At 54.5% G+C, this 20,434-nt stretch carries 18 protein-coding genes; 12 read left to right on the top strand and 6 right to left on the bottom strand.

Annotation, left to right across the window (positions count from 1 at the left end; all coding sequences use genetic code 11):
• Window positions 1-98 precede the first annotated feature (98 nt).
• Window positions 99-305 carry a cold-shock protein gene (locus tag METMA_RS0103950; protein WP_020157772.1) on the bottom strand — a complete coding sequence of 69 codons (207 nt, stop codon included), beginning with the start codon at window positions 303-305 and terminating at the stop codon, window positions 99-101.
• A 348-nt stretch (window positions 306-653) separates the two neighbouring features.
• Here METMA_RS0103950 and rpiA point away from each other — a divergent pair, with 348 nt between their 5' ends.
• The 4 genes from rpiA (at window position 654) to METMA_RS0103930 (ending at window position 4,220) form a co-directional block, all read left to right on the top strand.
• Window positions 654-1,340, top strand: a complete 687-nt coding sequence (rpiA, locus tag METMA_RS0103945; RefSeq protein ID WP_020157771.1) for a ribose-5-phosphate isomerase RpiA — start codon at window positions 654-656, stop codon at window positions 1,338-1,340.
• 54 nt (window positions 1,341-1,394) lie between these two features.
• Entirely contained in the window at window positions 1,395-1,889 is a 495-nt protein-coding gene (locus METMA_RS0103940) for a peroxiredoxin (protein ID WP_020157770.1), read from the top strand.
• 277 nt (window positions 1,890-2,166) lie between these two features.
• Window positions 2,167-3,450, top strand: coding sequence for a serine hydroxymethyltransferase (gene glyA / locus METMA_RS0103935; protein ID WP_020157769.1), 1,284 nt, complete (start codon window positions 2,167-2,169; stop codon window positions 3,448-3,450).
• Window positions 3,451-3,593: 143 nt separating this feature from the next.
• Complete coding sequence (locus METMA_RS0103930) at window positions 3,594-4,220, top strand: SGNH/GDSL hydrolase family protein (protein WP_020157768.1); 627 nt, start codon at window positions 3,594-3,596, stop codon at window positions 4,218-4,220.
• 39 nt (window positions 4,221-4,259) lie between these two features.
• On the opposite strand, the gene METMA_RS0103925 is transcribed toward METMA_RS0103930, so the two are convergent.
• Window positions 4,260-4,886, bottom strand: coding sequence for a hypothetical protein (locus tag METMA_RS0103925; RefSeq protein WP_020157767.1), 627 nt, complete (start codon window positions 4,884-4,886; stop codon window positions 4,260-4,262).
• Between the two features lie 99 nt (window positions 4,887-4,985).
• On the opposite strand from METMA_RS0103925, the gene tnpA (METMA_RS0103920) reads away from it, so the two are divergent.
• The 5 genes from tnpA (METMA_RS0103920) (at window position 4,986) to METMA_RS23885 (ending at window position 12,272) form a co-directional block, all read left to right on the top strand.
• The gene (gene tnpA, locus METMA_RS0103920) at window positions 4,986-5,417 is read left to right on the top strand and encodes an IS200/IS605 family transposase (RefSeq protein WP_020157762.1); all 432 of its coding nucleotides are present in this window, start codon (window positions 4,986-4,988) and stop codon (window positions 5,415-5,417) included.
• Window positions 5,418-5,659: 242 nt separating this feature from the next.
• The gene (gene ppnN, locus METMA_RS0103915) at window positions 5,660-7,030 is read left to right on the top strand and encodes a nucleotide 5'-monophosphate nucleosidase PpnN (protein ID WP_020157766.1); all 1,371 of its coding nucleotides are present in this window, start codon (window positions 5,660-5,662) and stop codon (window positions 7,028-7,030) included.
• 47 nt (window positions 7,031-7,077) lie between these two features.
• On the top strand, window positions 7,078-9,411 hold the full coding sequence (locus METMA_RS0103910; RefSeq protein WP_020157765.1) for a type IA DNA topoisomerase: 2,334 nt from the start codon (window positions 7,078-7,080) through the stop codon (window positions 9,409-9,411).
• Window positions 9,412-9,454: 43 nt separating this feature from the next.
• Window positions 9,455-9,913 (top strand): single-stranded DNA-binding protein, encoded by a 459-nt coding sequence (locus METMA_RS0103905; protein WP_020157764.1) that lies wholly within the window; start codon window positions 9,455-9,457, stop codon window positions 9,911-9,913.
• Between the two features lie 523 nt (window positions 9,914-10,436).
• Window positions 10,437-12,272, top strand: coding sequence for an ABC transporter ATP-binding protein (locus METMA_RS23885; RefSeq protein ID WP_020157763.1), 1,836 nt, complete (start codon window positions 10,437-10,439; stop codon window positions 12,270-12,272).
• A 281-nt stretch (window positions 12,273-12,553) separates the two neighbouring features.
• Here METMA_RS23885 and tnpA (METMA_RS0103895) read toward each other — a convergent pair whose 3' ends face one another.
• The 4 genes from tnpA (METMA_RS0103895) to METMA_RS0103880 all read right to left on the bottom strand — a co-directional run bounded on the left by tnpA (METMA_RS0103895) (window position 12,554) and on the right by METMA_RS0103880 (window position 16,516).
• Window positions 12,554-12,985, bottom strand: a complete 432-nt coding sequence (gene tnpA, locus METMA_RS0103895; RefSeq protein WP_020157762.1) for an IS200/IS605 family transposase — start codon at window positions 12,983-12,985, stop codon at window positions 12,554-12,556.
• Between the two features lie 92 nt (window positions 12,986-13,077).
• On the bottom strand, window positions 13,078-13,800 hold the full coding sequence (locus METMA_RS23880) for a M23 family metallopeptidase (protein WP_020157761.1): 723 nt from the start codon (window positions 13,798-13,800) through the stop codon (window positions 13,078-13,080).
• A 319-nt stretch (window positions 13,801-14,119) separates the two neighbouring features.
• Window positions 14,120-15,433, bottom strand: coding sequence for a hypothetical protein (locus tag METMA_RS0103885; RefSeq protein WP_020157760.1), 1,314 nt, complete (start codon window positions 15,431-15,433; stop codon window positions 14,120-14,122).
• Between the two features lie 414 nt (window positions 15,434-15,847).
• Window positions 15,848-16,516 carry an NUDIX hydrolase gene (locus METMA_RS0103880; protein WP_020157759.1) on the bottom strand — a complete coding sequence of 223 codons (669 nt, stop codon included), beginning with the start codon at window positions 16,514-16,516 and terminating at the stop codon, window positions 15,848-15,850.
• Window positions 16,517-16,671: 155 nt separating this feature from the next.
• On the opposite strand from METMA_RS0103880, the gene METMA_RS0103875 reads away from it, so the two are divergent.
• From METMA_RS0103875 to METMA_RS0103865, 3 genes are read left to right on the top strand one after another with little or no spacing between them, the layout of a single operon-like run.
• The gene (locus tag METMA_RS0103875) at window positions 16,672-17,532 is read left to right on the top strand and encodes a cysteine hydrolase family protein (RefSeq protein ID WP_020157758.1); all 861 of its coding nucleotides are present in this window, start codon (window positions 16,672-16,674) and stop codon (window positions 17,530-17,532) included.
• A gap of 20 nt (window positions 17,533-17,552) precedes the next feature.
• Window positions 17,553-18,728, top strand: a complete 1,176-nt coding sequence (pncB, locus tag METMA_RS0103870) for a nicotinate phosphoribosyltransferase (protein WP_020157757.1) — start codon at window positions 17,553-17,555, stop codon at window positions 18,726-18,728.
• A gap of 15 nt (window positions 18,729-18,743) precedes the next feature.
• A complete protein-coding gene (locus tag METMA_RS0103865) occupies window positions 18,744-20,423 on the top strand; it encodes an NAD+ synthase (protein WP_020157756.1) in 1,680 nt (559 codons plus the stop codon).
• The last annotated feature ends 11 nt before the right edge of the window (window positions 20,424-20,434 follow it).

Below are 20,434 nucleotides of genomic sequence, written 5' to 3'. Positions count from 1 at the left end.
AACTCTCAAGATGAGTCGCCTATATTTGAACAATGTCAATTGTGCATAAATGCAAACGGCAACACAATTGCTTGTGTTGCCGTTTGTCAAAATGCGTTTTAGATGATGACGCTTACATCATCAGCCTGCGGGCCTTTTTGGCCTTGCGAGATGCTGAATTGTACTTTTTGTCCTTCATCCAGTGAACGGTAACCGCCTGAACTCAGGATACTTTTGAAATGTACGAAAACATCAGGGCCTGATTTTTGTTCGATAAAGCCGAAACCTTTTTCAGAGTTAAACCATTTAACGATGCCGGTAGTCATTGTAGACATAATAAGTCCTATAGATATATTTAATTAAAGCCTGTATAGGCTGGTAGAGCTGGTAAATTTGGAAATTACAAATGAAGTACAGGACGAGAAACTAAATGAAGAGACGTCGAAATGGAAAACAAAGGGTAAATCATATTTTCTAGCTGACGCCCATTGTAGGCGTTATTCCGGAGGTGTCAAACTTTATTTTTGCAAGCGCCGGATTTTATCCGGGGTGAAGCGCTGTTGATCGGCGTCTGTTTTCAGGATCGTTGTTTTTGAAAATACCGGTGGTCATCTCACCGCCAGCGGATGTACTATCTGGCTAAAAGATAGCTTGAATCAGCCCAGGAGCACACCATGAACGATAAAGAATGGGTCGCCCGGCATGCGGTCCAGCAGGTTGAGGATGGCATGATCGTCGGTCTCGGCACCGGTTCGACCGCCAATTATTTTATTGATGAACTTGCGCGGCGCTGCGCCGAGGAAGGCCTGCAGGTGACCGCGGCGGCCAGTTCCGTGGTCAGCACGATCAGGGCCCGGGAGCGCGGGCTGCCGCTGACGGCGCTGGAGCATCTGAGCCGGCTCGATCTCTATGTCGACGGCGCCGATGAAGTGACGCCGGACATGACGCTGCTGAAGGGCCGCGGCTACGATCTGGTGCGGGAAAAGCTGCTGGCCAGGGCCAGCGATGTGTTCCTCGTGCTGGTCGACCGGAGCAAACAGGTAGGCCGTATCGGCGAGCATTTCCCTGTGCCGGTCGAGGTCATGCCGTTCGCCTGGCAACTGGTCAAAAAGCGGCTCGAAGCGCTGGGCGGGCGCGGCGATCTGCGCCGGAATGCCGCTAATGACGGGCTGGTCGTGACCTCACACGGCAGTCTGGTGCTGGATATGGTTTTCGATCCGGCGTTCGAGATTGAAGCGCTGGACGCCGCCCTGAACGATACGCCGGGCGTCGTCGAGCACGGCATTTTTCGCGGGCTGGCCAGCGCCGTGTTTATCGCGGCCGAAGGGCAGATACAGGAATACTGGGCTACGCAGTGTTAGCGGTGCGTGCTTGGTGGCATGATTTTTCACTGTAGGTTTATTTAAGGAGTCATTATGATAGAGAAAGACCAAGAAGCACCTTTTTTCCGGGCGATGGACCAGAACAACAAACTGGTATACTTATCGGAGTTCTTTGGCAAGAATGTCGTGCTGTATTTCTATCCGAAAGACGATACGCCCGGCTGCACGATAGAAGCCAACGACTTTACCTCGCTGGCCCAGGATTTCGCCGATCTCGATACCGTCGTGATCGGCGTCAGCAAAGATACCTGCGAATGCCACAGGGCTTTTATCGACAAATACAACCTGAACATACCGTTGCTGGCCGACACCTCGGGTGACTTGTGCAACAAGTACGGCGTCTGGCAGGAAGTTGAAAAGGAAGGCGAAAAGAAGATGAAAATCGTGCGTTCGACGTTCATCATCAACAAGGACGGCAAGGTGGAAGAGGCCATGTACAACGTTAATCCCGAAGGACACGCGCAAGAAGTATTGGAGAAGGTCAGGCGGTTAGCGCCCAAAACCGAAAGCGAAGAAGCTGCCGGCTGATTGCTGAAACAGTAACCACAGAGGGCACGGAGCGTCCGAAATAATTTTATCTGCGCTTTCTGTGGCAATTATGATCCATCTTCAAATGGTCAGGACTTACACAAACCTGTGGGGCGACTTCGCCTAAAGCGCCTACTGTTGGCAGTCGCCTCTTGGGTCTGAAATGGGCGACTGAAGTCGCCCCCACAGGTTTTAGAACCGCTTGTTTCGACGGTTGAACAGGCAAACTGCGTAAGTCCTGACCCTATCAGTTACCAATCACTATCCCAACCCGACAATGACCAAACCCAGGCACGATTTTTTTTCCACAGGACTCAACGAATCCGATCCCGAAATAGGACAAGCCATTGCCAGCGAATTAAATCGTCAGTACGACCAGATCGAACTGATTGCGTCGGAGAATTTTGTCAGCCGCGCGGTATTGCAGGCGCAGGGCTCCATCCTGACCAACAAGACCGTCGAAGGCTATCCGGGGGCGCGCTATTACGGCGGCGCCGAATTCGCCGATCGCGTCGAACAGCTGGCGATTGACCGGGCCTGCCGTCTGTTCAACTGCCGCTACGCCAACGTACAGCCGCATTCGGGCAGCAATGCCAACCAGGCGGCTTTCCTGGCCCTGCTCGGCTACGGCGATACCATCCTGTCCATGGATTTGGCGGCAGGCGGTCATATCAGCCACGGCCATCCGGCAACCCAGACCGGGCGGCGCTACCGCATCGCCAGCTATGGCGTGAGCCGTGAGGACGAATGCATCGATTATGCCGACGTGCGCCGGCTCGCGCAGGCACACAGACCCAAGCTGATCATTGCCGGCGGCTCGGCCTACAGCCGGATCATTGATTTTCCTTATTTAAAAAAGATCGCCGATGAAGTCGGGGCTTACCTGCTGGTCGATATGGCGCATTTCGCCGGCCTGGTCGCGACCGGTTATTATCCCGATCCGTTTCCGCACGCCCACGTCGTGACCACGACCACCTACAAGAGCTTGCGCGGCGCGCGCGGCGGCCTGATTCTGACCAATGACGAGGCTATCGCCCGGAAAATCGCGGCGGCGGTTTTTCCCGGCGTGCAGGGCTCGGTGCTGCTGCATGCGATCGCCGGCAGGGCCGTGTGTCTGGGCGAAGCGCTGCAGCCCGAATTCAAGTCTTATAATGCCCAGGTGCTGGCCAACGCCAGAATCCTGGCCGAGGGACTGGCGAAGGCGGGGTACCGCATCGTGTCCGGGCAAACCGATACCGGACTCATGCTGGTCGATTTGACGGCCAAGGGACTTGACGGCGCCCGGGCCGTGGCCGCGCTGGAAAAGGCGGGGCTGACCTGCAACAAGAACCTGATTCCGTTCGATCCGCTGCCGGCCGAGACCGCCTCGGGAATCCGGCTGTCGGCCAATGCCGGTACGACGCGCGGCTTCGGCACGTCCGAGTTTGCGCAAATCGCCGGTTGGATCGCCGAAGTACTGGACGGGCTGGTTGAAAATGCCGGTCATGCGGCTGTGCAAGCCCGTATCCGCGAGCAGGTTTCAGCCTTGTGCCGGGCTTTTCCGATTTATCCTGAAAGCTGATGTGATGCCTGCGGCGTGCTAACCACGAAGGTCATGAGCATTCTTTGAGGACTGTGAACCTTCGTGTTCTTCGTGGCAAAAATTCCCGGGTTTGCCTAATATTTGCTGAAATTTAACCATTGCATTTCTAAAAGGCTAAGCGCATGAAAACGATACTGTGTTATGGCGATTCCAACACCTGGGGCTATATCCCGGGCCAGGGCCGGCGCTATGCGCCTGACATACGCTGGCCCGGCATTCTGAGCCGCGAACTCGGCGATGATTATCGTATTGTCGAGGAGGGCCTCAGCGGGCGCTATACGGTCTGGGACGAGCCGTTCCGGCCCGGCCGCAACGGCGCGGCACTGCTGCTGCCGCTGCTGCAATCGCACGCGCCGCTGGACCTGGTAATCCTGATGCTGGGCACGAATGACGTGCTGCATTTCAGGGAGAATACGGCGTTCGACGCGGCGCGCGGCGCGGAAATATTGGTCGATATCGTGCAAAGAAGCAGCTGCGGCGTGGATGATTTGCCGCCTGATGTGCTATTGGTCAGTCCGCCCAAAATCACCCGGCTCTCCGCCGAACTGAGCCTGAAGTGCCATGGCGAGCCTGATAAGTCGGCCGAGTTCGTGCAATATTACGCCGCTGTCGCCAGCGCCGCTGGATGTTATTTCATCGATGCCGCCGAGTATTGCAATCCGAGCCCCGTCGATGGCGTGCATCTGGATGAAGCCGGGCATTTGGCGTTGGGTTTGGCGATGGCCGCAAAAGTGCAGGCCTGTGTATAAGCAGACCGAATAAGAGAAGCGTTTTCGTCAGAGCAATTGTTACCGGTTTCCCTGGCGCGGGTGTTCATGCGGGTTGCCGCGGTCGGGACGCTGTCTTCGGTCTTGTCTTGGCGCCGCCATTTTTCTGCCATTTTCCCGATTCCCGTTATGTTGGCGATTATTATTCCAGGATCTTTGTTGCCCGGTACGGTTCGGCATGCGGCGTTGTTCCCGGCGCGGGTTAGGATTTTCGTTTTTTCTGCCGTTGAATTGCCCGCGATCAGGGCGGCCGGTTACAGGTGCTATATAATTGCGCCGCGGTTTTCCTCCCTGCCAATTGTCCTCCCGGAAGCGCTGGTGCTGATCATGATTCGGTTTTCCGTGATTTTCCTTGCGGGACCGGTCGATTCTGTGTTCCCAGCGCGGATTGCCCCACTGAGGTGTGTTTTTTAGCTTGCGATCGGAATGGTAATGGTTGCCAAGCTCAGGAGACGGCGGCCTGCGGTGATCGGCCTGCCAACGCGGACGGTAGTGATCATGAAGATGATTGATGCCGGGGGTATAGTAACTGTAACCCGGCCCGCCTTGATAATAAGATCGTTGGACAACCGTGTAACCGCCGCCATAAGATGCGTCGCCAGGATAATACGGTTGAGAATAATGGGCACAGCCATTCAGCAGCAACAAACTGATAAAAAATACCTTTTTAATTTTCCATCATAAGGTTTAAACCACCGGCTTTAGCCGGTCAGCTTTAGCTGCGATAATCTGGCCAAGGAGGTGGCAATGGACTATAGATACGGCAGCCATACGGTTTACCAAATTGAGTACCATTTTGTTTGGGTAACGAAGTATCGTTATAAAGTTCTGAAAGGTGAAATAGCCGAACGAGTGAGAGACTTGGTGCGGCAGACGTGTGAAGCCTTTGAGATACGGATCATCAAAGGCGTGGTGAGCAAAGATCATGTGCACATCTTGGTGAGTGCACCGCCGAATATGGCTCCCAGTGAAATCATGAGGCGAATTAAGGGACGAACATCGAGCTATCTGCTCGAAGAGTTTCCGCACTTGAAAAAGCGATATTGGGGAAGGCATTTTTGGGCGCGCGGATATTTTTGCGCCACCGTTGGCCAGATGACGGATGAAATGATCAAACAGTATTTGGAGCATCATTTTGAACCTAATCCCAATGACAATTTTAAGATGGAACCCGATTAAGACGCGTCGTTTAGTCGACGCGTATCCGGACTTTCAGTCCGTTATTCGAACCCACCCGCTTGAGCGGGTGGTTGTTTAGTAATGCATTCATTTGTTATATCCTTCGATATACGGGGCTGGGCTAGACAATAGAAGAAGGAGGCTGAATGAGAGATGAACTGACCACACGGATCGTTTTGCCGATAAACAAAATGTAAAACGGCAGGCATTTACACATAATACCGATATTGATAAGGAATAAGATGAAACATAAAGTAGTCGATGCACTCATTTCCCCCGAAGGCCGTCTCGACGTGCTGTCCAAGGTTGAAGTCAGCAAACTGCTGGATACCAGCCAGGGCGGACTCTACCAGGTATTCCGCAACTGTTCGCTGGCGGTGCTGAACTGCGGCAGCGCCATGGATGACGGCAAGGAACTGCTGGAACGGTACGCGTCTTTTGATATTCACGTGGTTCAGGAAGAGCGCGGCATCAAACTGGAATTGACCGGCGCGCCCGCGCACGCCTTTGTCGACGGCAAGATGATTAAAGGCATCAATGAACACCTGTTCGCCGTGCTGCGCGACATTGTTTATATCAGCGACGAGATTAACGACAATCCGAAAATCAACCTGGAAACTACGGACGGCATCACCAATGCCGTTTTTCATATCCTGCGCAACGCCAACATCCTGCGTCCGATGACCAACCCGAACCTGGTCGTGTGCTGGGGCGGACACTCGATCGACCGCATAGAATACGATTACTCCAAACAGGTCGGGCATGAAATGGGCCTGCGCGGCCTGGACATCTGCACCGGCTGCGGGCCGGGCGCGATGAAAGGGCCGATGAAGGGCGCCGCCGTCGGCCACTCCAAGCAGCGCATCAAGAACGGCCAGTATCTGGGCATCTCGGAGCCGGGCATTATTGCGGCCGAATCGCCGAATCCGATCGTGAACGATCTGGTGATCATGCCGGATATCGAAAAGCGTCTGGAAGCCTTCGTGCGCACCGGGCATGGTATCATCGTATTCCCTGGCGGCGCCGGCACGGCCGAGGAAATCCTTTATATCCTGGGTGTCCTGCTGCATCCCGATAATGAAGACATGCCGTTTCCGCTGATCTTTACCGGCCCCGACAGCGCCATAGACTATTTCGATGAAATCGACCGTTTTATCGCCGGCACGCTGGGCCCTAAAGCGCGGCAGCGTTATCAGATTATTGTCGACAATCCTGTGCAGGTCGCGCGCGAAATGCATGAGGGCATCAAACAGGTGCGCAGTTTCCGTAAGGAAAAAGGCGATGCCTATTATTTCAACTGGTCATTGAAAGTTGATCCGGCCTTCCAGCAGCCGTTTATTCCCACGCATGAAAACATGCGCAACCTGGCGCTGCACAGGAACCAGGAACCGCATGTGCTGGCCGCCAACCTGCGCCGGGCTTTCTCGGGCATCGTCGCCGGCAACGTCAAGGCCGACGGTATTCGTACGGTCGAGCAATACGGTCATTTCGAAATTCGCGGCGACGCCGGCATCATGACACTGATGGATTCCCTGCTGGCGTCGTTCGTCGCGCAACAGCGCATGAAATTGCCCGGCAAGGCCTATACGCCCTGTTATCGCGTCATTAAATAAGGGCATTTGGTACAATGGGCAGGACTCAGTCTTGCCCCCTTTGTTTTATGAAAGTCATCTTAACGGAAAAGCCGTCCGTCGCCCGCGACATAGCCCGCTGCCTGAATATCCGCGCCAAGCGCGACGGCTATTTCGAGGGCAACGGCTACCGGATCACCTGGGCGTTCGGGCATCTGGTCGAACTGAAAGAACCGGACGACTATCACAAGGAATGGAAGCGCTGGTCTTTGGAATCGCTGCCCATCATCCCGGAAAAATTCGGCCTGAAGGCGCGCGGCGACGCCTCGGCCAAAAAACAGCTCAATACCATCAAGCAATTGTTCAAGGCGGCCGATGAAATCATCTGCGCGACCGACGCGGGAAGGGAAGGCGAGCTGATCTTCCGCTACATCCTGTCCTGGAGCCAGTGCCTGAGCAAGCCATTCAAACGCCTGTGGATCAGCTCTTTGACGGATGATGCCATACGCAAAGGCTTCGCCCAGTTGCAGGACGGCAGGCTTTACGACAATCTCTACCGTGCCGCCAAATGCCGCAGCGAATCCGACTGGATCGTCGGCCTGAACGCCACGCGGCTTTATACGCTGAAATTCGGCCAGAAGGGCACGCTGTGGACCATCGGCCGCGTGCAGACGCCCGTACTGGCGCTGATCGTGCAGCGCGATGCGGAGATCGCCAATTTCATCCCCAAGGACTTCTGGGAATTGCAGACGCTGTACCGCGAGGCGGTTTTCCAGTACGTCGGCGGACGTTTCGACCGGCAGGCCGATGCCGAAGCGCTGCTGAGCCGGATCGACGGGCACGAATTCCGGATTACCGACGTCAAGGGCAAAAAGGAGACGGTCAACCCGCCCTTGCTGTACGATCTGACCGATCTGCAAAAAGACATGAGCATCCGTCATGGTTTCACGGCTGACCGTACCCTGACCTGCGCGCAGCAGTTGTACGAGAAAAAGCACATCACCTATCCGCGCACGGACAGTCGTTATTTAACTAATGACATGAAAGCCGGCATGAAGCCGCTGCTGGAGAAACTGCGCGGGCCGTTCGGGCCGCAGATAGCGCCGCTCGACCTGGACAAATTGGCGCTGAGCGCGCGTTATTTCAATAATGCCAAGGTCACCGATCACCACGCCATCATCCCGACCACGACGCTGCCCGGCACGCTGTCCCACGATGAGGAAAAACTCTACCAGGCCATCGCCATACGCTTCATCGCCGCCTTTTACCCGCCCTGCCTCAAGCAGGTCACGACGGTGCAGGGCGAGACCAACCAGGTGAAATTCAAGGCCATCGGCACGGTGATCGTGTCGCCGGGCTGGCAGGCGCTGTACAAAAACGACGGCAAAAAGGACAAGGAGCAAAAGATTCTGCCCGAATTCACGCAGGGCGAGACGGGGCCGCATCAGCCCTCGGTCAGCCAGGGCAAGACCACGCCGCCCAAGCCGTACACCGAAGCGACCTTGTTGAGCATCATGGAATCAGCCGGCAAGACCTGCGACGATGAAACGCTCAAGGAAGCGCTGAAGGAAAAAGGCCTCGGAACACCGGCGACCCGAGCTGCCATCATTGAAACGCTGATCAGGCGCCGCTACATCGAACGGCAGAAGAAAAACCTGCTCAGCACCGAGTTGGGCCGCCATCTGATCGGTCTCATCGCCGATGACCGGCTGAAATCGGCGGCCATGACCGGCGAATGGGAATCCAAACTCAAGCAGATAGAACAGAGCGCTTATGATCCCGACCGGTTCATGGCCGAGATCATCCAGTTCACGCAAAAAATCAAGGACGAATCGACCCGGCCGCTTTACGATGCGGGCAGGCTGGGCGATTGCCCGCTGTGCCATAAGTCGGTCATTGAAGGCCGGAAAGGCTACGGTTGCAGCGGCTGGAAAGACGGTTGCCAATTCGTGCTATGGAAACAGACATATGGCGTGCCGATCACGCATGATCTGGCCAGTCAGTTGCTACAGCTTGGCCGGACCCTGCAGGCTGTCGCCGTTCATGTCGACGATACCGTCTTCAATGCTCAACTGACCCTGAACGGGCAGGGCGAGACCGGCTATATCAAGGCCACAGTCCAGATGCAGCCGGCCGGAAGGGAAGCCATTGCCGCCTGCCCGTTATGCAGCGGCCGCATCATCGAAACGGCCAAGGCTTACAGTTGCAGCGAATGGCGCAACGGCTGCAAGGCCGTGATCTGGAAAACCATCGCGCATAAAAAAATTACGGTCGCGATGGCGAAAAAAATGCTCAATACCGGTCAGACAGGCGTGTTGAAAGGCTTTAAATCGGCCAAGGGCACGGCTTTCGATGCCAACCTGAAATTCGTCGACGGCAAGGTTCAGATGGATTTTGCCAGCCGGCCAAGCAAACCGGTTTGAGGTTTCGGTATAATAGTCACTTAAATCAATCACGAGAGAAACAATGAGCAACGTATTCAGTTTTACAGGCACTGTCGGCCGGGACGCGGAAGTCCGGTATCTACCATCGGGCCAAGCCGTGTTGAATGTCACGGTAGCCAACAATATCGGTTTCGGCGACAAGCAGCAGACGCTGTGGGTGCGAGTGGCATTATGGGGCAAGCGTGCCGAAGGCCAACTGCAGAATTATCTGAAAAAAGGCCAGCATGTGTTCGTCTCCGGCGAACTGACTCAGAGGGAATATCAGGCCAATGACGGCTCAACCAGGACCAGCCTGGAAGTGAACGCCAATATTCTGGATCTGGTCGGCGGCCGTAATGCCGAAAGCAGGCAAAGCGAGCCGCAGTACCAGCAAGGGGGCAGACAAAATTCGTCATCGAGCGTGCGCGAACCCGCATCGCCTCAACAGGGCGGCGGTTATGACAATTTCGACGCGCCGTATGATGACGATATTCCTTTTTAGAGGATACCTGAGACTGGTTTTGTAAATAATACAAATAAGCCCCTGATTAAAGGGGCTTTTTTTGTGCTAAAGAAAATTAATGTTCAGTTTCTCTATGGCCTTATTCAGAACGTTTACCTGTTATGTAGACGCATGGGCAGAATTTTTAAAGACATTCCGGCATTCATCGGCATCAATTCCACAGCCATATACTAAGATTGGATCGTCAATCATGTCCCTGTTTAAACATAGGATGTGCCGACGCGAGCGATGCATTTCACCGCGTCGCCTGGAACGCCTGTTTTTGGCTGATGCATCCTATGCAGGATTCTAATTTCAGGCAGTCATTTTTAGCCGAATCCTAAGCGTACTTTAATCTCGCCAATATATCCTGATTAAGTTCGCATCCTCTGAAGCAGCATGTCTTGGCATTGCGTCATCATGGCTGGAAAGGCGACCGCGCCAATCTGTCCCGCTAACTGAAACTACAGCAGTACAGTTTTACCCTTTTCAAAATCCCTGACAAGAAGTTATTTGTCCCTTTATGAAAAATCCTCATTCGAAAGTTAAATTGCTGCCCAGCAAGCCGCTGGCCTTTCTCTGGCATTATATCGGTGCACGCCCCTGGCATTTTGGTGGTCTGATGATCATTATCTTTGGTGCCGCAAGCTGCGCGATCGCAGTTCAGTACGGCATGAAGCTGCTGGTTGACGCCATGGCCGGCGGCGATCGCGTCCATACTGCCGTCTGGTACGCCTTGGGGCTATTGATCGGCCTGATCGTCATCGAGAACACCCTTCTGCGTCTAAGCGGCTGGCTCGGCTGCCGCACAATCCTGGCCAGTTGCGTGGACATGCGCATTGACTTGTTCAAATACCTGACCGGCCACTCGATGCGCTACTTCCATGAGCATCCGAGCGGGTCATTGGGTAATCGCATCTCCTCGATCGCCGGTGCGGTCGAGGCGGTCTACGGAGGGCTGATCTGGAGGATCATGCCGCCCATCGTCGATTTCCTCGGCGCCATGGTTGTGCTGTTCAGTGTCGACCAGCGCATGGCGTTGACGCTGTTCGGCTTCGCGATCACGGTCTCCGCGCTGATCACCGGCCTCGGCATCCGTGGCCGTGCAAAACACCAACACTATGCGACTCAGGCCTCAAGGGTCGGCGGCGAACTGGTGGATGCCGTGTCCAACGCCTGGACCATCAAGGCCTTTTCGGCGCGCAGCCGCGAAAGCGAACGCCTCGCTCAGTTGTTTGGCGAAGAAGCGCACGCCCATCGGCGCAGCTGGATGCATGTGGAGCTGGCACGGGTAATACATGATATCTGCCTGTCGCTGATGGCCGGCGGCATGCTGGTATGGGCCATCAATTTGTGGCTGGCCGGCGCCGTCACCACCGGTGATGTGGTCATGGTCAGCGCGCTGAGCTTCCGCATCCTGCACGGCTCGCGGGATTTGGCCCTGGCGCTGGTGGACAGTACGCAGAAGATCGGCGCTATTGCCGATACCCTGCGCATCATCAACCAGCCGCACGACCTGGAAGATCCCGTGCCTCGGCTGGCCCTGAACCAAGGCCGCATCGACTTTGAGAATATCCGCTTCATCTATCGGGGCCGCCGCGAGGTATTCAAGGATTTCAGTCTGCACATTCCAGCCGGACAGAAGGTCGGTATTGTCGGCTCATCCGGTGCCGGCAAGTCCACTTTGATCAGCCTGATCCAGCGCCTTGATGATGTACAGGACGGGCATATCCTGATCGACGGGCAGGATATCCGCAGCGTCAGTCAGGACAGCCTGCGCGAGAAAATCGCCGTGGTGCCGCAGGAGACCGCGCTGTTCAACCGCAGCATCCTCGAGAACATCCGCTACGGCCGTCCCGATGCGAGCGATGAAGAAGTCTATGAAGCGGCGCGGCACGCCTTCTGCGACGGATTCATCCGCGAACTGCCGAACGGGTATCGGACCGTGGTCGGCGAACGCGGCGTGATGCTGTCCGGCGGCCAGCGCCAGCGTCTGGGGATTGCCCGCGCTTTCCTGAAGGATGCGCCGATCCTGATCCTGGATGAAGCCACTTCGGCGCTGGATACCCAGTCCGAGGCGGAAATCCAGGCGGCGCTGAGCGAACTGATGCAGGGCCGCACGGTGCTGGCGGTGGCGCACCGTCTATCGACGCTGTCCGGCTTCGACCATATCGTCGTGCTTCATCAGGGGCGCATCATCGAATGCGGGTCGCCTCATGAGCTACGCCAGAGTGGCGGCGCATTTGACACGCTCTGGCGCCTGCAGGCGGAAGGCTTCAACAGGGAGCCGGATATTCACCTGAAACCGAAAAAGAAAGGATCCGACAATATACGGTCGTTGAGTTACGACACCGAGTAGATGCCAGGACGGCATTTACAACGCTCTAAGTGGGAGCGATGCCTTTATGCCCTTTAGGGTACACATCGCGACTTGTCAGAGTGAACCATGTTCTGCCAAGCGCGGCTGTTATATGCGCAGGTGAGAATAGTGCGAATACCCTGAAGGGCACAAGTACCCATAGGGCATAAACGCATTCGCACTTACAATTTACCTAACCATACTAAACAACCACCCGCTCAAGCGGGTGGGTTCGAATAACGGACTGAAAGTCCGGATACGCGTCGACTAAACGACGCGTCTTAATCGGGTTCCATCTTAAAATTGTCATTGGGATTAGGTTCAAAATGATGCTCCAAATACTGTTTGATCATTTCATCCGTCATCTGGCCAACGGTGGCGCAAAAATATCCGCGCGCCCAAAAATGCCTTCCCCAATATCGCTTTTTCAAGTGCGGAAACTCTTCGAGCAGATAGCTCGATGTTCGTCCCTTAATTCGCCTCATGATTTCACTGGGAGCCATATTCGGCGGTGCACTCACCAAGATGTGCACATGATCTTTGCTCACCACGCCTTTGATGATCCGTATCTCAAAGGCTTCACACGTCTGCCGCACCAAGTCTCTCACTCGTTCGGCTATTTCACCTTTCAGAACTTTATAACGATACTTCGTTACCCAAACAAAATGGTACTCAATTTGGTAAACCGTATGGCTGCCGTATCTATAGTCCATTGCCACCTCCTTGGCCAGATTATCGCAGCTAAAGCTGACCGGCTAAAGCCGGTGGTTTAAACCTTATGATGGAAAATTAAATTGACTGGCTGCTAGCTTACAGCCGAAGGTTCGCCATATCGGATGAACTCTCGCTTCCCGGGGATTCCTTCGGTAACCACCTTCCACACATCGCCATCAAGTGCCTGGTATTCCCGGAAACTGCACGGCACGCCTTGCGCCTCTATGATATTCGCCCTGTCCATGAGGTGGAAATGAAGATGGGGCGCCGTCGAGTTGCCGGAGTGACCGACATCAGCAAGATGTTGGCCAGCCGTTACCTGATCGCCTTCGTGAACCTGCACGGAACCGCACCGCGCATGGGCAAAGAAAGCGTAAATTTCCTCGTCCTTCATTTTCAAGGTTATGTGGTTCCCCAGGACAGACCTGAGATCTTTCGTCTTCTCCGGATCGAAGAACAGCGTATTCTTCAGGACCAGTGCAAAATCCGTCAGCAGGTGTAGCCGCTTTCTTTCCGCCCAACCGTCTTTCGCCGTCACGATCGTGCCGTCAAAGGGAGCATGAATTGGTTCGCCCCAACCATAGCAGTCTTCAAGACGGATACCGAACAGCACATAGGCGGTGAGCGAAGGACGGAAGAATTTCCAGTCATCCCCCTCTCTTTCAATCCGCACAAAGTCATACGCGAATCGCTGGCCGAGCCGATTGCTGCCGTGGCTCGGTATCCGCTCCGCCGGCGTGCTCCCGGCTACCCATTCCCCACGCAATGGGAAATCTACAATTACGCTTTCAGGTTCTGCACTCAAGATTGTCAAGGATTACACTCCAGCGTTAGGTTTTCTATACAGCATAACCAACATTTCATGCATGATAAACGGGCCGGGATTATTCCAAAAGACTTATTTCTAATGGCTGGAATACGGCTCTCGTCCGACATTTAAGATGATTCAAAGGCTGATTTGGGCTGGGAACGGCCAATCCTGTCAATATTCAAGTATAAGGGCCTCGCGCTGCCGTGGCGTATGTCGGCGCAGTCAGACGATGCAGCGCCAATCTTCCGCCCACACTTTGGTTTGGTAATCAAAGTCAGGCGGATGGTTCCATTGTTTGTGTCACCCGACAAAAAATTACATTTCACCGGCCGCCGCGCTCGGGGATGCTGAGATCGGGTGGCGGCAGAACAAGGAATCCCTCCGGCACCAGAGCGGTCGCCAACATCACTTCATTGATGTCGCGATGCTCGGACCAGGTCTGGGTCCGTCTCTGCTCAGGGGCGCGCCAGAAAGATTCGATCCTTTCGCCAACGGGCACATACTGCGTCAGCTCACGCAGCCGCAGGCGCACGAGTTCATACAGCCGCCGGTTCAGATCATCGTTCATGTGGAATTTAATCGGATCGCGGTTGGCCGCTTCCGCCATCAATCGCACCGCTTGCAGCCCGATGGCCAGGCCGAGTTCGCGAAAGGCGAGCCGATATTCCGCCGGAAGTTGCAGTTCGCTACCCGCTGTGTAGGAGCGCAGCCCCGCGAGCGATGCCTCGAGCATGACCTCAAGAAGATGCAGGTCCGCCATGCTCCCTTGCCGCAGCAACTGCTCCAGGCGGTAGGCGTCCATCAGCAGGCCGCCGATCCCGAGCGGATCGGCTGTTGTTAAATCATCCATGGCAATCATGGCTTTAGCCTGCCGGATCTCATCGCTGAGCCAGGGGCCGGCATTCTCTCGCGGAAACTCGGCAGCGGCAGCATGCAGCTGAACATAGGTGATGTAACTGTCCAGCGGATCGTGCTGGCCCATGGAGACGACGAGCGGCCGCTTCAGGTCGATACTCATTTTCCAATGCATCCGTCGCGGGCCGCCCGCCGGGGGAAGGTAGGTGAACGCATGGTGCGCGGTTTCGGCGAGTTCCCGCGCCCAGGCATTGAACCGAGGCTGCCCCGTCGAACGCGACAACCGGTCGAGCGCGTGCATCCATTTGGTCAGGTAGTGAAAGTACTGGCCGTCGCGATCCCACTCCAGGCGCTCGTCGAAGACCTGACCGGACTTGCGCTCGGGGAGGCTTTTGCCGATTCGAAGCCCGCCACGGGTCGGGTGCTGCTCTCCCTCTTGCTCGCTCAGTCCGCTGATCCATCCCGTGCGCGAATCGTCGCCACGATGTCGCCCCAGCGTGTGATGCACGCGGTCAACCAGGCGCAGAGCCAGTTCCGTGTAACGCTGTTTCCCGGTCGCGCGCGACAGGCCGAGAAAGTTGCAGACCGCGAAGGCATCCGTCCACAGGTAGCGCTGCTGGGGACGCTTGGAACTCAGTCCGGTGCGTTCCGCAAAGCCGGTCATCAGCTCGACAGCTTCTCGTACACGGGAATCCGGCATGGTTCTAATCTCCTCTTGCGGCCCCGCAACCGCCGTCGCGAGTGAAAGAAATAAAATTATCAGATAGGCAAAACTGCGCATCGGCGAGGCATTCCTATGAGATAGGCTTGATAACGTTTCTTAACGGCACATAAAAAAAGCTCCCGATTAACGGGAGCGAGGTGGTTGCTATGGTACTGCTATGATCAAGTTTCTTACCCTACTGACATCATGGAACTGTTTGCGTTTCGTCAAGCTGTAGCTGATGCGGTTAAAAAAGTGCGGATACCCTGAAGGGCGCAAGTACCCATAGGCATAAATAAATCCGCACCTACACCGGAAATTCATCCGCGCACTTGAGGACGTTATTTTATGCGCGTTCCTAAGTACTTGGTCATGGCAGAGGAGTGATCGCCCGTGTTTGAAAACAGTCAGGCTACACGGGTCATTGCGAAAAAAGCGGGCCCCGGTTGATGGCGGCTCGATGAAGCGGGCGGCGATCAGGCGCCGGTTCGATCATAATCCGCTTTCGAGCGTTTTTAATTTCTCAAGGTAATACGGTTTTAATTTATAAATCTTGGCGGGCCGGGAGGCGCCTTGCCTTGATAATGCCCCCGCTATTTCTTCAATCACATCCATTTCCGCTATCTTCCGCCGGAAAGACACTTTATTCAGTGTGTCGCCAAGACAGATTTCATAGATTTTTTGCAACGTCGGCAAGGTAAAAGTCTCGCCTGCCAAAAAGCAGGGCAGGGAAGAATATTGCGCTTTATTCCTGATACGGTTGACCGTCGTCTTTATAATGTTCAGGTGGTCGAAAGGCAGGTCTTTCAAGTCATCAATGTCGACCAGCGACACCTGGGGATTGTTCGCCGCTTCGATCACGTCCAATGACACCAGGGCAAAATACACCACGGACACCGACCAGCCTCTCGGATCCCGGAATTTGCCCGAAAAAGTCTCCAGCTGCTCCAGATAAGGCGGACGTATGCCCGTTTTAGTCTTTAACACCCGCAGAGCGCTGTCCAGGCAGTCGTTATCTTCCTGTTCATGCACATAGCCGCCAGGCAACGCATCATAACCTTGAAAGGGCGGGGTTTCGCGTTTCACCAGCGCCACATGCAGCTTGTCATTCTTGATAGTCAACAGGACCACATCAATGGTTTGGATAATGGGTGAGGTCATAATAAAAGCCTAGTTAGTTACATTTTTATACTAAAGAAAAGGCAATGATTGTCAAGACAAGAAAAAGCGCTGATTTTTTATTGAATATATAGTTGCAAATTGAAACTAAGTAAACTATGCTTAATCCCAACTTCTAAAGGAATCAGGGAGACTCAATGAAAAAGCACATTCAACTGGTTATTATCGACGCGCAAAATGATTTTTGCGATTTGCCGGCCGCCTATTGCCCAACGGTCCAGGGCGTCGGCTACAAGCCTGCATTGCCGGTATCCGGCGCGCATCAGGACTGCCTGAGAATAGCCAGGCTGATCAATGAGGGCGGCGCCGGAATTACCACGATCGAGGCCTTCATGGATACGCACCAGTACCTGGACATAGGGCACGTGTCTTTCTGGATGGACGCCGATGGCCAGACATTGACCGAGGCGTCCAGGATCACCTTGAATGAGATTATGGAAAAAAAATACCGCCCGCGCATGGCCGGGGTGACGGAACAGCTCATAGCCTATTTCGGACAGCTTGAACAGGCAGGGCTCGATGCCATTTATGCATGGCCGGTCCATTGCCAGATTGGGTCATTCGGCCACAACATGCATGCCGATATTCTGACCGCGTGCACGGGATGGGAAAGGCAGCAGTTAAAGCATGTCGAGTATATTCAAAAGGGCGAGGATCCCTGGTCGGAACACTATTCGGCGCTGCAGGCGGAAGTGGCTGACCCGGACAAGCCTTCCACTTTACTGAGACAGGCTTCCATCGATAAGTACCAGTCGGCGGATCTGGTGCTTTTTGCCGGGGAGGCGAGCAGTCATTGCGTCAGCAAGACCCTTTTGGATGCGGTGAATAACCTTGGCATTGAGTGCCGGGAAAAGCTGGTGGTGCTGACCGATTGCATGAGCGCAATCCCCGGTTACGAAGCAAAAACCCGGGATATTTTTAACGAAATGGCGGCGATGGGGCTTCGGATGACGACTTCGGAAGCGATTCTGCCGGAATTAATGGCAAACACACAATAAGGACACAGGGAGACAGACCGATGATCGTGAAAAGTTTACTGGAAAACGATATGTACAAGTTCACCATGTGGCAGGCGATGCTGCATAACAATCCCGGCGCCATGGCTGAATACAGGTTCTTGTGCCGGAGCACGCCGGAGTATCCGTTATCGCAACTGGCCGGCGATCTCAATAACGAACTGGACCATTTGTGCACGCTGTCTTTTCAACAGGATGAACTGGACTACCTGAAATCCTTGCAACTGTTCAGCGCTGATTTTATCGCCTTCCTCGCCATTTTCAGATTTCAAAGGGATTTCATCAGGGTGGCGGTTGAAAAAGACAGCTTGATGATCGAAGCCGAAGGTCCGCAAATTCATGTCATGGGCTTTGAAATATTTTGTTTATATCTGGTATCCGAGCTGTATTTCCGGCGCTTTGACCAGGCGGCACTGCTCCGGGAAAGCCGCAGCCGGCTGCGGCAGAAAATCGGGCTGATCAAGCAGTATCAGTTCAACAGAAAACATCCCTTCGAGTTTTTCGATTTCGGCTTGAGAAGGCGCTGGTCAGGCGCGTGGCAGGATGAGACGGTCCAGACCTTGAAAGCTGAACTGCCGGCCTGTTTTAAAGGCACCTCCAACGTTTATCTGGCAAAAAAATACAATCTCACACCGACGGGCACGATGGCGCATGAATACCTGCAATCCTATCAGGCGAGTGGGTACAACCTGCGTGATTTCCAGAAAAAGGCCCTGACGGATTGGCTGAAGGAGTTTAACGGCAGCCTGGCGATCGCCTTGACCGATACGATCAGCATGGATGCTTTCCTGAATGATTTTGACCGGCCGCTTGCCAGTTTGTACGAAGGCATGCGCCATGATTCCTCCTGTCCTTTTACCTGGGGCGAAAAAGCGCTGGCGCATTATGCGAAATTGAATATCGATGCCGACACCAAGCGCCTGGTTTTTTCCGATGGCCTGGATTTTCCGCTGGCTTTGAAGTTATACGAGCACTTTGCCGACCGCATTAAAGTCGGCCACGGCATCGGCACTCATCTCACCAATGATGCAGGGATCAAACCGTTAAATATCGTCATGAAACTGATGAATCTAAACGGCCGGCCCGTCGCCAAGCTTTCCGATGCGCCCGGGAAAACGCTCTGCGAGGATGACGTTTATGTGGCTTATCTGAAACAGATTTTTAACTACGCCGCATAAACAGGGATAAATGGCATGATCAAAATTGCAATCAACCAAATGAATTCAACCGTTGCTGATTTTCAAGGCAATGCGGCAACCATGAAGGACGCCATGAAACAGGCGGCTCAAAACAGTTCGGATTTACTGGTGTTTCCGGAACTGTCGCTTTGCGGCTATTACCCTTATGACCTGATCGACGAACCTTTCTTTCTGAAACAGGCCGATCATACCTTGATGGATCTGCTGGCGTTTTCAAAACAGATCCCGTCGTTGACAGCCATTATCGGCACGGTCCGTCACAACCCGGGCCAGGGCAAGCCTTTTCATAACGCCCTGGTGGTAATCAGCAACGGGGCCATTGTGACCGAGTATTACAAGCAATTGTTGCCCACCTATAACGTCTTTGATGAAAGACGGCATTTCGAGCCCGGCCCCGTATCGCCCTGTGTCATCACGATTGGCGCCGCCAAAATAGGACTGATCATCTGTGAAGACGGCTGGAACGACAGCGAAACCGAATACAGGGAAAACCCCTTCAGGCAGTTGATGGCGCAAAAGCCCGATCTGGTGGTGAGTATCAACGCCAGCCCGTCCAACATCGGCAAACGCGAGCAGCGCCACGACATCATGTCCAGTGTCGCCGCGCGTTACCAGCGGCCCTTGCTGTATGTGAACTCGGTGGGCGGACAGGATAGCCTGGTGTTCGACGGGGCGTCATTCGCCATGGATAGGAACGGGACGCTGATTTTCGAAGCGGCGCGTTTTGGCGCCAGCCAGGAATACCTGGCGTTTGATGCCAGGGAAACGGGCTTTCAATCGCGCGCCGGCACTATTGACGCCATGTCCGACAATGAACTGGCTTTCAGTCAGATTGTATTGGGGCTAAGGGATTACGCGCGCCGCTGCGGGTTCAGGAAAGCGGTGGTCGGATCATCGGGCGGCATCGACTCGGCCTTGACGCTGGCCCTGGCGACGGAAGCATTAGGCGCGGAGAATGTGACAGCGATCACCATGCCCTCGGTTTTTTCCAGCGAGGGCTCGGTAACGGACTCCGAAGCGCTGTGCAACAACCTGGGGATTGAACTGATCCGCCATCCTATCAAGGCCCTGGTGGAGCAATATGCCAGGGATTTCGGTTCGGCTTTTGACAGAACCTTGAAAGGCCTGACTTTGGAAAACCTGCAAGCCCGTATTCGCGGCACGATTTTGATGGAGTATTCCAATGAGTTCGGAGCATTGTTATTATCGACAGGCAATAAGTCCGAGATATCCGTCGGTTATTGCACGTTGTATGGCGATACCAACGGCGGTTTGAATCTGATCGGGGATCTTTATAAAACCGAAGTTTATCGTTTGTCCCGATATATCAATGACCGGGCCGGGCGGGAACTGATTCCTTCGGACATCATCAGCAAGGAACCTTCCGCGGAGCTGGCGCCCGATCAGAAAGATACGGACAGCCTGCCTCCCTATGAAGTACTGGATGAAATCCTGAAATATGTCATCGAAGGCAAGCAATTATCCCAGGCTGAATACCAGCGGGTGAAAGCTTATGTGGGGCGGGTCAATGAAACCAGCCACGGACTGGTCGACAGAATCATAAAAATGATTGCCCGCAATGAGTACAAACGCTGCCAGGCGCCGCCGATTATCAGGATTCGGGCAAGAGCGTTCGGTAATGGCAGGCAAATGCCGATCACGGCAAAATATTAAGGTAGAAGAAA

Source organism: Methylobacter marinus A45 (assembly GCF_000383855.1).
Lineage (GTDB): Bacteria > Pseudomonadota > Gammaproteobacteria > Methylococcales > Methylomonadaceae > Methylobacter > Methylobacter marinus.
Note: the sequence above shows the minus strand (reverse complement) of the source record. Positions and strands in the feature narration are given on the sequence as shown.

Excerpts from the sequence above, each read along its gene's own strand:
- METMA_RS0103950 (WP_020157772.1), bottom strand. The coding sequence starts at position 305 with ATGACTACCGGCATCGTTAAATGGTTTAACTCTGAAAAAGGTTTCGGC.
- rpiA (WP_020157771.1), top strand. The coding sequence starts at position 654 with ATGAACGATAAAGAATGGGTCGCCCGGCATGCGGTCCAGCAGGTTGAG.
- METMA_RS0103940 (WP_020157770.1), top strand. The coding sequence starts at position 1,395 with ATGATAGAGAAAGACCAAGAAGCACCTTTTTTCCGGGCGATGGACCAG.
- glyA (WP_020157769.1), top strand. The coding sequence starts at position 2,167 with ATGACCAAACCCAGGCACGATTTTTTTTCCACAGGACTCAACGAATCC.
- METMA_RS0103930 (WP_020157768.1), top strand. The coding sequence starts at position 3,594 with ATGAAAACGATACTGTGTTATGGCGATTCCAACACCTGGGGCTATATC.
- tnpA (WP_020157762.1), top strand. The coding sequence starts at position 4,986 with ATGGACTATAGATACGGCAGCCATACGGTTTACCAAATTGAGTACCAT.
- ppnN (WP_020157766.1), top strand. The coding sequence starts at position 5,660 with ATGAAACATAAAGTAGTCGATGCACTCATTTCCCCCGAAGGCCGTCTC.
- METMA_RS0103910 (WP_020157765.1), top strand. The coding sequence starts at position 7,078 with ATGAAAGTCATCTTAACGGAAAAGCCGTCCGTCGCCCGCGACATAGCC.
- METMA_RS0103905 (WP_020157764.1), top strand. The coding sequence starts at position 9,455 with ATGAGCAACGTATTCAGTTTTACAGGCACTGTCGGCCGGGACGCGGAA.
- METMA_RS23885 (WP_020157763.1), top strand. The coding sequence starts at position 10,437 with ATGAAAAATCCTCATTCGAAAGTTAAATTGCTGCCCAGCAAGCCGCTG.
- tnpA (WP_020157762.1), bottom strand. The coding sequence starts at position 12,985 with ATGGACTATAGATACGGCAGCCATACGGTTTACCAAATTGAGTACCAT.
- METMA_RS0103885 (WP_020157760.1), bottom strand. The coding sequence starts at position 15,433 with ATGCGCAGTTTTGCCTATCTGATAATTTTATTTCTTTCACTCGCGACG.
- METMA_RS0103880 (WP_020157759.1), bottom strand. The coding sequence starts at position 16,516 with ATGACCTCACCCATTATCCAAACCATTGATGTGGTCCTGTTGACTATC.
- METMA_RS0103875 (WP_020157758.1), top strand. The coding sequence starts at position 16,672 with ATGAAAAAGCACATTCAACTGGTTATTATCGACGCGCAAAATGATTTT.
- pncB (WP_020157757.1), top strand. The coding sequence starts at position 17,553 with ATGATCGTGAAAAGTTTACTGGAAAACGATATGTACAAGTTCACCATG.
- METMA_RS0103865 (WP_020157756.1), top strand. The coding sequence starts at position 18,744 with ATGATCAAAATTGCAATCAACCAAATGAATTCAACCGTTGCTGATTTT.